This window comes from Caulobacter sp. FWC2, from assembly GCF_002742625.1.
Classification (GTDB): domain Bacteria; phylum Pseudomonadota; class Alphaproteobacteria; order Caulobacterales; family Caulobacteraceae; genus Caulobacter.
Map to the genome: position 1 here is coordinate 4,019,661 of NZ_PEBF01000001.1, position 11,733 is coordinate 4,031,393.

Sequence of the window (11,733 nt, forward strand, 5' to 3'; positions counted from 1 at the left end):
AATAAATATGGCCAAGTCAGGCCATAATTGTTTGTCGTAAACCCGACATTCACGGGCACGTAAGTGTTATAAACCCTCGTACTACAACATGAATGCGAGGCATTCGCTGCGCAAAGACGACGGGCCGATTGCCGCGTGATCTGTAAATGAGGCCGCCGCGTCAGCTTTCGCTGGGAAGATGGGCTCGTTGTAGATGAGCGTCCAGCTGACCGTGTATGGGCCAGCGACGCAAGCAGCGCCCGTGCAACGGGTCAGGGCCGTCATCGCGCCGGCGGGGCTGCGATAGGCCTTGCCGTCGGCCAGGCCGCATGCCGAGCAGGTCATGCCCTCGACCTTGAAGCGATTGAGGTCTTTGCGGCCGATATGGCCGGCAGCGGTCGCGCGCGCCCCGCCCGTCCAACCGACCTAGGCGACGGCGGACGCGACAAACGCGACCGCTGCCCCGCGTCAGCAAGGCCGGCTTGCGCCGGAAACTGGTCTTACCAGTTGAACATGGTCCCGTCCTGCAGGCGGTTCACCGGCAGGTAGGCGCGCTTGTATTCGTACTTTCCGGCCAGTTCCTCGTCGATGTCGACACCCAGGCCCGGCTTGTCGCCCGGGTGCAGCATGCCGTCGTTGAAGGTGTAGGCGTGCGGGAACACGGCGTCCGTTTCCGGCGTGTGGCGCATATATTCCTGCAGGCCGAAGTTCGGGATCGACATGTCGAAATGCAGGGCCGCCGCCATGGTGATCGGCGATAGGTCCGTGGCGCCGTGGCAGCCGGTCTTGACGTGGTGCAGGTCGGCGAAGGCCGCGATCTTCTTGAGGTTGCTGATGCCGCCCGCGTGCAGCACGGTGGCGCGCAGGTAGTCGATCAGCTGTTCCTCGATCAGCTGCTTGGCGTCCCAGACGTGGGCGAAGATCTCGCCGACGGCCAGCGGCGTGGTGGTGTGCTGACGGATCAGGCGGAACCCGGCCTGGTTCTCGGCGGGGACCGAGTCCTCCAGCCAGAACAGGCGATAGGGCTCGAGATCCTTGCCCAGGCGCGCGGCCTCGATCGGGGTCAGGCGATGGTGGACGTCGTGCAGCAGGTGGACGTCCCAGCCCAGGACCTCACGCGCCTTCTCGAACAGTTTGGGTGCGTGCTTCAGATAGGCGGCCGTCGACCAGACGTTCTCGGTGGGCAGGTTCCCGTCGGCCGGCTCGTAGAACATCTTGTCGCCCGAGACGCCGTAGGTGCTGGCCAGGCCCGGCACGCCGGTCTGCAGGCGGATGGCCTTGTAGCCCATGGCCTTGTACTTCACCGCCTCGGCGATGGTGTCGTCGATGGTCTCCCCATTGGCGTGGCCGTAGACGGTGACGCCGGTGCGGCAGGCGCCGCCCAGCAGTTGGTAGACGGGCAGGCCCGCGACCTTGCCCTTGATGTCCCACAGCGCCATGTCGACGGCGGCCAGGGCGGTCATGGCCACGGGGCCGCCGCGCCAGTACGAGCCGCGATAGAAGAACTGCCAGATGTCCTCGATCTGATGGGCGTCACGGCCGATCAGGCTGGGGACCATGTGGTCCTGCAGGAAGCTCACGACCGACAGTTCGCGGCCGTTCAGGGTGGCGTCGCCGACGCCGGTGATCCCGTCCTCGGTCGTGATCTTGAGCGTCACGAAGTTGCGGCCGGGGCAGGTGACGATGACCTTGGCGTCGATGATCTTCAGCATGGACCTGGAGTAGCTAAGGGCGGAACCGTAAAGTGGCCTGACCACTTCTAGCGAGTTATCCGACAAGAAGCTAGTGGTCTTGCCAGTCCGTCGAGCGCGGGCCTGTAGCGCGCCGATCACTCCTACAATAGGGTGCTTCGACCCCGGCGCAGGGTCGGTTGGATTGACGAGACGATGACCACTTCGACGGCCGAAACCCGCAAGCTCTACCAACAGGTGGCCAATTCGATCGCTGATTCGATTCGCGACGGCACACACCGGCCTGGCCAGCGCCTGCCCTCGGAGCGGGACCTCGCGGAAGACTACAAGGTCAGCCGCCCGACGGTGCGCGAGGCGATGATCGCCCTGGAGATCCGCGGCCTGGTCGAGGCCCGTCACGGCTCGGGCGTCTATGTCACCGAAGCGCCCCGCGCCGAAGTCGCCGCCCCCGAACTGGACATCGGCGCCTTCGAGCTGACCGAAGCCCGCCGACTGATCGAGGGCGAGGTCGCGGCGCTGGCCGCCGCCACTATCACCGACGAGGAACTCGCCGAGCTGGCGACGATCATGGACGACATGGTCGTGGAGAACGACAGCGACCCGCGCGGCGGCGAGCGCGCCGACCGCCGCTTCCACGTCACCATCGCCCAGGCCAGCCGCAATAGCGCCTTCGTCACGGTCGTCGAGAACCTCTGGGACCTGCGCTACAAGTCGCCCCTCTGCCGCGCCATGCTGGAGCGCGCCCGCCAGGTCGGCGTGCGCCCCCTGATCGACGACCACCAGGAGATCCTGCTGGCCCTCAAGGAACGCGACCCCACCGCCGCGCGCAATGCGATGCGCGAGCACCTGGGCCGGGTGATCGACAACCTGCTGACGGCGACGGAGATCGACGCCCTGGAGCGCGCCCGCAACGAGGTCGCCGCGCGACGGACCGAACTGGCGCGCCGTTCGGCGATTTAGCGGGGACGCTGACCGCCTAGTTTCGATAGGCCCCGATCACCAGCCGGCTCGGCGCCGCCGGGTCCTTCCTGGCGATGATGTCGGCCTTCGCAGCGAAGCCCGCATCGCCATAGGCCCAGGACGCCAGGTCGTAGAGCGGCAGAGCTTCGTCCGTGGCGTCTTCCGGCTTCAGCTCCTTGAACGGGAAGGCCGCCTCGTTGCCGACATAGGGCGCCAGATAGTCGAGGGCGGCGCGGATGCCCTGCCCCTTCGAGCCCTTATAGCCCCAAAGGTCGACGCCGACGCAGGGTCCCAGTTCGGCCATGCCGATCAGCGGCTCAAGGGCGAAATAGCTGTAGTGCAGGCCCCGGGTGCGGGCGAGCTCCTTGGGCATCTTGCCGTCAGGCTCGATCTGCGGGTCGATGCGGCTCTTGCCGGCCTCGGCTATCACGGTCCTGGCGAGATCCGCCCGGCGCGCGAACAGCGAGAAGGTCGCCAGCTGATAGTCGTACCAGATGCCGTGGTTGTTCTGGGCGGCGCGTTCTTCCTTCGCCGTCGGCCCGGTCTGGAGCCAGGCGACGTAGCCGCCGAACCAGGCCTCTAGCCCCTTCTGCTCCGCCGGCGCGACCGCCTTGGAGGGGGCCAGCAGGCCGATCGACTCGACCACCCGCAGCAGGCGATAGGTGTCCAGCACGCCCTCGGCGCGGCCCAGGGTGCGGCCCGGCACGCCCTGAGCGTACGTCATGGACGGGTTCATGCGCGTGGTCGGATCCAGGAACCACACGCGCAGCAACTGAGCGGCCTTGGACGCATATCGGGCGTCTTCGGTGAAATAGTAGGCCAGGGACAGGGCCTCGACGGCGCTGGCCATGCTGTCCATGCGCACGGCGTCGAAGGCGTTGGTCGAGCGCTCCGGATTGAACTCGCCGTCCTTGCGGATATAGGGCTCGCCGTTCGGCTTGCTGGGATCCGGCCACCAGTACGGCCCCATCGAGATGTAGTCGTGCTTGTCGCCGCTGGGCGGCGTGCGGGTCTTGTCGGTGACGGCGTAGTCCGGGCCGGCCAGCGCCTTGTCGGCGCGGGCGATCAAGGCCTTGTACGCCGGCGCGACGGACGGGTCGGCGAGGGTGGCCTTGGCGGCCTTCAGCCCCTGCGGCTTCCAGCGAAAGGTGCGGCGGCCGTCGAAGTCCGCGACGTAGCCGTCGGCGGCCTTGCAGACCGGACCAGCGCCAGCCGCCAGGGCCGGCGCGGCGATCGCCAGCGCGCCGGCGGCGACCGCGCAAAGGGCCAGGGATCGGATCGTAAGTCGGATCATCAGGTCTCTCCTCCTCATGCCGCCCGCCGCGTCGAGGCCGCGAGCCGCGCCGGCGTCGCTCCGTTCGCGAGACAGAGGAAACCGGTGTCAGGCCCAACCTAAGCCGAGATTGGGCGACCAGACAAGGAACTGGCATGACAGAGCTGCGTCGGGCGATGCGATTGCCTGAAAGCGATGGCATCGCGTAAAAACAACTTCCAGCGGAGCCACTACGCGCCGCGACGCAGCGTCCGACAGAGACGCGCCCACGGGGAGATTGCGATGCGCGCACGGTTCGCGACGGCCTTGGCCTGCCTGGCCTTGAGCGCCCTTCCCGTCGCCGCGCAACCGCCAAAACGGATCGAGCCCGCCACGGCTTCCGCCGATCTCTCCGCCTCCGGCCTGACCCTGGGCCGCGCCGTCGCCGACTGGCAACTGCGCCACATGGACGGCCAGTTCGCCTATGTGAAGACCCAGCACGCCAAGACCCAGAACCCGCGCGGCTGGATCCAGGGCGCCTTCTATGCCGGCTTGACCGCCTTCGCAGGACGGACCGGCGACCAGGGCTACGCCCAGGCCGTGCGCATCCACGGCGCCCAGGAGGCGTGGGGCCTGGGACCGCGCGCCCTGCACGCCGACGACCACGTCATCGCCCAGACCTGGATCTGGGCGTATGGCCGCGACCACGACCCAGCCCAGATCGCGCCGGTGAAGGCCCGCTTCGACGCCATCCTGGCCGATCCGCCCGAGGCGGACCTGACCTTCATCGACGGCACGGAAGATCAGCCCTGCCAAGCCCGGTGGTGCTGGAGCGACGCCCTGTTCATGGCCCCGCCGACCTGGATCGCCCTGTCGGCCGCCACCAACGACCCCCGCTACGCCGCCTATGGCGACAAGGAGTTCTGGGCGGCTACCGACTGGCTGCTCGACAAGCAGGAAAATCTCTATTTCCGCGACAGCCGCTACTTCGACCGCAAGGACGATCAGGGCCGCAAGATCTTCTGGAGCCGCGGCAACGGCTGGGCCTATGCGGGCGTCGTCAACATCCTCAAGACCTTGCCGGCCGACCACCCGTCGCGCCCGCGCTACTTGGCGCTGTTCAAGCGGATGTCAGCCAGGCTGGCGGCGCTGCAGAAGCCCGACGGCTACTGGTCGGTATCGCTGCTGGCGCCCGAGCACAGCCCGCCCGAGAGCAGCGGAACTGGTTTCTTCGTCTACGGCCTGGCCTGGGGCGTGAACAACGGCCTTTTGAAGGACGCGAAGTACAAAACCGCCGCCCGCCTGGGCTGGCGCGCCCTGACCAAGGCCGTGCAGCCGGACGGCAAGCTCGGCTGGGTGCAGCAAGTGGGCTACGCGCCCGATCACGTCGAGGCTGGCGACACCCAACTTTACGGCGCCGGGGCGTTCCTGCTGGCGGCCTCGGAAGTCTCGCGCGGCCGCTTCTAGCGCCCACCCTACCCTTTCGAACTCAGCCCTGAACCCGACGATCTCGCGGACACAAGCTCGCGTACAGCCCCACGCGACGACGCGCGAAGCTGAATATCGATATTCAACGAACGCCTCGATTATTACCTACACTAAAAACGCTACATAGAGTTCGGCGTTCTGCGAACGATGAGATTTCCCCATTGTTCCCCTAATGGATCTATAAATTTCCGTAATGTTTCGGCGACGATATGGCCTCGTCTCATTCCCGCCCCAATTGGCCAAAGTCGTGCCCTTAAAGATACAGCTTCACGACAATTCGATTACACGAATTGCCTCACGATTGACCACCTGGTTCGGAAGCGCCTAAGGCGCCGACAACCGCCGGATCGCGACGGGAAACACATCTTTGCATCGGGCTGTAAGGACGTCGGCGCTCGCGCTGGCGAGGGCGGCCCGGAAGGATAAAGTCATGAAGTATCAGATTACCCGGGGCCGTTTGCTCGCGACCTCCATGATCGTTGGCGTGGCCACGCTGGCCGGCTTCGCCGCGAACGCCCAGACCGCCCCCGCCGCCCAAGCGGCTCCCGAGGACAACTCGGTCGAGGCCGTCGTCGTCACCGGTTCGCTCCTGCGCCGCACCGACACCGCCACCCCCTCGCCAGTCACGGTCCAGACGACCGAACAGCTGAAGGCCCAGGGCATCACGACCGTGTCGGACGCCATCCGCAGCCTGTCGGCCGACAATTCGGGCTCGATTCCGGCCGCGTTCGGCAACGGCTTCGCCGCCGGCTCGACCGGCGTGTCGCTCCGCGGCCTGTCGGTCAATTCGACCCTGGTCATGATCGACGGCCTGCGTAACGCCAACTATCCGCTGGCCGACGACGGCCAGAAGGCGTTCGTCGACCTGAACTCGATCCCGTTCAACGCGGTCGAGCGCATCGAGACGCTGAAGGACGGCGCCTCGTCGCTGTACGGCGCCGACGCCATCGGCGGCGTCGTCAACATCATCATGAAGTCGAACTACCAGGGCATGAGCGCTGACACCTCGTTCGGCACGTCTCAGCACGGCGGCGGCGACCAGTATCGCTTCAACGGCGACATCGGCTACGGCGACCTGGATACCGACAAGTACAATCTGTATTTCGACGTCGAGTATCAGCTGGACAAGCGCATTCGCGGCAACCAGCGCGGCTTCCCGTACAACACCAATGACCTGTCCTCGATCCCCGGCGGTTCGAACGACAACCCGCAGACTGGCGGCAGCACCTTCTACGGCAACGTCAAGCGCGCCACCCTGGGCACGCCGGGCAACCTGGCCACCGGCATCGCCATCGACAGCCCGGCCAACGTCTGGCAGCCGCTGCGCACCTGCGCCGCCGACGCTCCGCTGACCTCGCAGTACGACGAAGACGGCGTCCTGATGGGCACGTACTGCGCCCAGAACGTCGCCAACTTCGGCGACATCCAGCCCAAGCAGTCGCGCGTCGGCACCTATGGTCGCTTCACGATCAAGCCGAACGACAACCTTGAAGCCTACATCTCGGGCAGCTTCATCCAGTCGAAGACCTCGGTGAACGGCACCCCGGTCAGCGTCTCGTCGAGCACGCCGAACAACCTGACCAACCTGGTTCTGCCGGTCTACATCTGCTCGGCCGGCGTCTCATGCGCCACCGCCGTCGATCGCAAGCTGAACCCGAACAACCCGTTCGCCTCGACCGGCGACTACGCGCTGATCAAGTATCGCTTCAGCGACCTGCCGGCCTCGGCCCGCTACACCAACCGGATGTTCCGTCTGGTCGGCGGCGTGAAGGGCGAGGCCCGGGACTGGAACTACCAGGCCAATGTCGTCATCGCGCACGACACCCTGGAAAGCGCCCAGACCGGCTTCCTCAGCTACAAGCAGCTGATGAGCGACATCAACACGGGCGCTTACAACTTCGTCGATCCGTCGAAGAACAGCCAAGCCGTTCGTGACGCCCTGTCGCCGGTCCTGGCCAAGACCTCGACCACCGACATGGACTCGGTGAACTTCCAGGCCTCGCACGCCCTGTTCAGCCTGCCGGGCGGCGACGCCCAGCTGGGGATCGGCGGCGAGTTCCGCTACGAGGCCACCAACGACCCGGCCCTGAACCCGGTCAACGACGCGCAAGGCCTGGGCAACGCCCGCACCGAGGGCAACCGCACCGTCGCCTCGGCCTTCGCCGAAGTCGGCCTGCCGGTCACCACCCAGATCGAAGTCAACGTGTCGGGTCGCTACGACCACTACTCGGACTTCGGCGGCAACTTCTCGCCGAAGATCGGCGTCAAGTTCACGCCCATCAAGACGGTCGCCCTGCGCGGCACGATCTCGAAGGGCTTCCGCGCGCCGTCGTTCTCGGAAGCCGGCAACTCGGCCAGCCAGGGCTTCACGACGTTCTCGTTCAAGGGCGACACCTACGCCGCCTTCCGCGACGCCCACGGCAACAACGAGTACACCAAGGCCTACTCGCTCTCGTCGATCACCACGGCCAATCCGGACCTGAAGCCGGAGAAGTCGACCAGCTACACCCTCGGCGCCGTGTGGGCTCCCACGCGCAGCTTCAGCGTCTCGCTGGACTACTACCACATCAAGAAGAACAACGTGATCGCGCAAGCCAGCGCGGGCACGGCCCTGGCCGCCTACTACTCGGGCCAGGCCATCCCGGCCGGCTATACCGTGGTCGCCGACGCGATCGATCCGGAACACCCGACGGCCCTGCCACGCGTGCTGTCGGTCGCCTCGCCCTACATCAACGCCGACTCGCTGGTGACCAGCGGTCTGGACCTCAACGTCCAGGCCACGTTCTACCTGCCGGCCGACGTGAAGTGGACGAGCAACCTCGATGCCACGACCATCTTCGACTACAAGTACACCCAAGACGGCACGACCTATAACTACGTGGGCAAGGAAGCCCCGTACGTGCTGTCGTCGGGCGCGGGTACGCCGAAGAACCGCCTGTCGTGGATGAACACCTTCGAGCGCGGTCCCATCCACGTGACGGGCACCATGAGCTACACCAGCGGCATGCGTGAAGTGGACGACAGCTACACCGAGGGCTGCCTCTACGGCGACTCCAGCTTCAACTGCCGCGTGAAGTCGTTCACGACCGTCGACCTGACGGGCGCCTACGACGTCACCGAGAAGGCGACGGTCTATGCCGACGTCATGAACCTGTTCGACACCGGCCCGATGTTCAACCCGGCCAACTACGCCGGCGTGAACTGGAACCCGACCTACTCGCAGTCGGGCATCGTGGGCCGCTACTTCCGCGTCGGCATGCGCCTGAAGTACTAGTCGTCCAAGCGTGATAGCCGAAAGTGGTCGCCGGTTTCGGCGGCCATCATGCGCCACGCCAAAGCGATCTCGCGTACGGACCGCGTGAGTAGGGTCCGATGAGATGGAAGGGGTCGTCCGCGAGGGCGGCCCCTTTCCTTTTATGGCCCCCTAAAAAATGGGCTGGGCCGGCCGTTGCCGCGGGTGCGGAAACGCTCTCCACTTACGTCAGTCTAAAGAGGGGCCGACGCACCGTTGCGTCCGCCGAGGGCAACGGGGTTGGAAATGACGCGAAGCGGAGCAATGGCCGGGGCGGCCCTCGGCGTGGTGCTGGCTTTCACGGGGATGAGCGGCGCGATCGCCGCCGACATCACCCCGCCTGACAAGGCCTTCGCCCAACCGGTCGGCAGCGACTACTTCCTGGCCGACTACACCGCCTACGAGGCGTATCTGAAAACCCTGGCCGGCCAGTCGGACCGCATGAAGCTGGTCGACATCGGCAAGACCGAGGAAGGCCGCACCATGTGGGTGGCGATCGTCTCCTCGCCCGCCAATTTGGCCAAGCTGGACCGCTACAAGGAGATCTCCCGCAAGCTGGCCAAGGCCGAGGGCGTCAAGGAAGACGAGGCCCGCAAGCTGGCCGCCGAGGGCAAGGCCGTGGTCTGGATCGACGCCGGCCTGCACGCCAGCGAGACCATCACCTCGCAAGGCCAGATCCAGGTCCTGTACAGGATGCTGACCCAGACCGATCCCGAAACGCTGCGCCTGCTGGATGACACCGTCATCCTGTTCGGCCAGGACAATCCGGACGGGATGGAGATGGTCTCGGACTGGTACATGCGTAACCAGGATCCGAAAAAGCGCGAGTTCGGCTCGCTGCCGCGCCTCTATCAGAAGTACGTCGGCCACGATAACAACCGCGATAGCTTCATGTCGGCCATGGCCGAGACGACCAACGTCAACAAGCAGCTGTTCCGCGAGTGGTACCCGCAGATCATCTACAACCAGCACCAGACCGGCCCGAACGGCATGGTGGTGTTCGTGCCGCCGTTCCGCGACCCGTTCAACTTCAACTACGACCCGCTGGTCATGACCGAGCTGCAGGAAGTCGGCATGGCCATGCACAGCCGCCTGGTGGCCGAGGACAAGCCGGGCTCGGGCGCGCGCAGCGCCGCCCCCTACTCCACCTGGCACAACGGCATGGAGCGGTCGGTCGCCTATTTCCACAATTCAATCGGCCTGCTGACCGAGATCATCGGCGGCCCGACCCCGACGACGGTCAACCTGGTGCCGGAACTGCAACTGCCGGGCAACGACCGCCCGGCCCCCATCGCGCCGCGCGAATGGCGCCTGCAGGACTCGCTGGACTACCAGTGGACCATGAACATGGCGGTGATCGACTACGCCGCCCGGAACAAAGAACGCCTGCTCTTCAACATCTGGAAGATGGGCGACAACAGCATCAAGCGCGGCAATAAGGACAGCTGGACGATCACCCCGACCCGGGTCGAGGAGTTGCAAGCCGCCGGCAAGGGCAAGCCCGGCCCCTACGGCGCGGCGGTGGATCCGAGCCTCTACAAGACCGTGCTGCAGACCCCCGAAGAGCGTGACCCGCGCGGCTATGTCATCCCCGCCGACCAGGCCGACATGCCCACGGTCGTGGCTTTCCTGAACGCCCTGATCAAGACCGGCGTCGACGTGGACAAGGCCACCAAGCCCTTCACGATCGCCGGCAAGGCCTATCCAGCCGGCTCCTATGTCGTGCGCTCGGCCCAGGCCTATCGCCCGCATATCATGGACATGTTCGAGCCCCAGGATCACCCGCACGACCTGGAATATCCCGGCGGTCCGCCCAAGGCGCCCTATGACGTCACCGGCTACACCCTGGCCTATCAGATGGGCATCAAGTTCGACCGCATCCTGGAGGGCTTCGAGGCCCCCACGACCCGCGTGCCGGACCTGATCACAGTGACGCCTGGCGCGGTGAAGGGTTCGGGCGGCGCGGGCTGGCTGGTCAGCCACGAGACCAACGCCAGCTTCACCCTGACCAACCGCCTGCTGAAGGCTGGGGCCAAGGTCTATTGGCTCAAAGACGGCGCCAAGGCCGGTAAGGTCGCGTTCGGCGCCGGCGCGATCTTCGTCCCCGCCTCGCCCGCCGCCAAGGCGGTGATCGACAAGGGCGTCAAGGACCTGGGCATCGACGCCTATGCCGTCGGCGGCAAGCCCTCGGGCGCGACCATCGCCCTGAAGCCGATCCGCGTCGGCCTGGTCGACGTTTATGGCGGCTCGATGCCGTCAGGCTGGAACCGCTGGATGTTCGAGAAGTTCGAGGCGCCCTTCCAGGTCGTCTATCCGCAGCGCCTGGACGCCGGCGACATCGCCAAGGACTATGACGTGCTGGTCTTCCCGGACGGCGTCGTCCCCGCGCCCGCCGACGGCCCGTTCAAGGCCGGCCGCGGCGGCCAGCAGCCCAAGCCCGAGGACATCCCCGCCGAGTACCGTCCGTGGCTGGGCCGGGTGACCGACGAGAAGACCCTGCCCAAGATCGCCGACTTCGTGAAGGGCGGCGGCACGGTGGTCGCCATCGGCGCCTCGACGCGTCTGGCCACGGCCCTGGGCGCGCCGGTCGAGGTCGCCACCGCCAAGATGGAGAACGGCCAGCTGAAGGCGCTGACCAACCGCGAGCTCTACATCCCGGGCTCGGTGCTGCGCGCCAAGGTCGATCCGAAACAGCCGCTGGCCTATGGGGCTTCGGACCAGGTCGACGTGTTCTTCGACCGCAGCCCGGCCTTCTCCGTGAAGCCCGACGTGAAGGGCGTGTCGCGCGTGGCCTGGTTCGACGCCGACAAGCCGCTCCGCAGCGGCTGGGCCGTCGGCCAGGAGAAGCTGAAGGGCTCGACCGCCATGCTCGACATCGACATCGGCAAGGGCAAGGTCTTCGCCTTCGGCCCCGAGATCACCCAGCGCGCTCAGTCGTACGGGACGTTCAAGTTCCTGTTCAACGGCCTGCTGTACGGGCCGGCGGTGTCGGCAGGTAAGTAATGCCGATAGATCCTCCCCCCGCGCTGCGGGGGAGGTGGCCCAGAGGGCCGGAGGGGGCTAATGCGGCT

The 11,733-nt window shown here is 66.3% G+C and carries 6 protein-coding genes; 4 read left to right on the top strand and 2 right to left on the bottom strand.

Annotated elements, in window-relative coordinates; all coding sequences use genetic code 11:
• Nucleotides 1-479 precede the first annotated feature (479 nt).
• Entirely contained in the window at nt 480-1,691 is a 1,212-nt protein-coding gene (gene manD / locus CSW62_RS19105; RefSeq protein WP_099580540.1) for a D-mannonate dehydratase ManD, read from the bottom strand.
• 174 nt (nt 1,692-1,865) lie between these two features.
• Here manD and CSW62_RS19110 point away from each other — a divergent pair, with 174 nt between their 5' ends.
• Entirely contained in the window at nt 1,866-2,630 is a 765-nt protein-coding gene (locus CSW62_RS19110; RefSeq protein WP_099580542.1) for a FadR/GntR family transcriptional regulator, read from the top strand.
• A 16-nt stretch (nt 2,631-2,646) separates the two neighbouring features.
• On the opposite strand, the gene CSW62_RS19115 is transcribed toward CSW62_RS19110, so the two are convergent.
• Nucleotides 2,647-3,924 carry an alginate lyase family protein gene (locus CSW62_RS19115; RefSeq protein WP_099580544.1) on the bottom strand — a complete coding sequence of 426 codons (1,278 nt, stop codon included), beginning with the start codon at nt 3,922-3,924 and terminating at the stop codon, nt 2,647-2,649.
• A 261-nt stretch (nt 3,925-4,185) separates the two neighbouring features.
• On the opposite strand from CSW62_RS19115, the gene CSW62_RS19120 reads away from it, so the two are divergent.
• From CSW62_RS19120 to CSW62_RS19130, 3 genes are all read left to right on the top strand, one after another.
• Nucleotides 4,186-5,349 (top strand): glycoside hydrolase family 105 protein, encoded by a 1,164-nt coding sequence (locus tag CSW62_RS19120; RefSeq protein ID WP_099580546.1) that lies wholly within the window; start codon nt 4,186-4,188, stop codon nt 5,347-5,349.
• Nucleotides 5,350-5,800: 451 nt separating this feature from the next.
• Complete coding sequence (locus CSW62_RS19125; RefSeq protein WP_099580548.1) at nt 5,801-8,644, top strand: TonB-dependent receptor; 2,844 nt, start codon at nt 5,801-5,803, stop codon at nt 8,642-8,644.
• 264 nt (nt 8,645-8,908) lie between these two features.
• Nucleotides 8,909-11,665 carry a M14 metallopeptidase family protein gene (locus CSW62_RS19130; RefSeq protein WP_099580550.1) on the top strand — a complete coding sequence of 919 codons (2,757 nt, stop codon included), beginning with the start codon at nt 8,909-8,911 and terminating at the stop codon, nt 11,663-11,665.
• Nucleotides 11,666-11,733: the final 68 nt, after the last annotated feature.

What these genes read in the sequence shown, in the direction of transcription:
- CSW62_RS19115 (WP_099580544.1), bottom strand. Translation starts at nt 3,924, where the DNA reads ATGATCCGACTTACGATCCGATCCCTGGCCCTTTGCGCGGTCGCCGCC.
- CSW62_RS19110 (WP_099580542.1), top strand. Translation starts at nt 1,866, where the DNA reads ATGACCACTTCGACGGCCGAAACCCGCAAGCTCTACCAACAGGTGGCC.
- CSW62_RS19120 (WP_099580546.1), top strand. Translation starts at nt 4,186, where the DNA reads ATGCGCGCACGGTTCGCGACGGCCTTGGCCTGCCTGGCCTTGAGCGCC.
- CSW62_RS19130 (WP_099580550.1), top strand. Translation starts at nt 8,909, where the DNA reads ATGACGCGAAGCGGAGCAATGGCCGGGGCGGCCCTCGGCGTGGTGCTG.
- CSW62_RS19125 (WP_099580548.1), top strand. Translation starts at nt 5,801, where the DNA reads ATGAAGTATCAGATTACCCGGGGCCGTTTGCTCGCGACCTCCATGATC.
- manD (WP_099580540.1), bottom strand. Translation starts at nt 1,691, where the DNA reads ATGCTGAAGATCATCGACGCCAAGGTCATCGTCACCTGCCCCGGCCGC.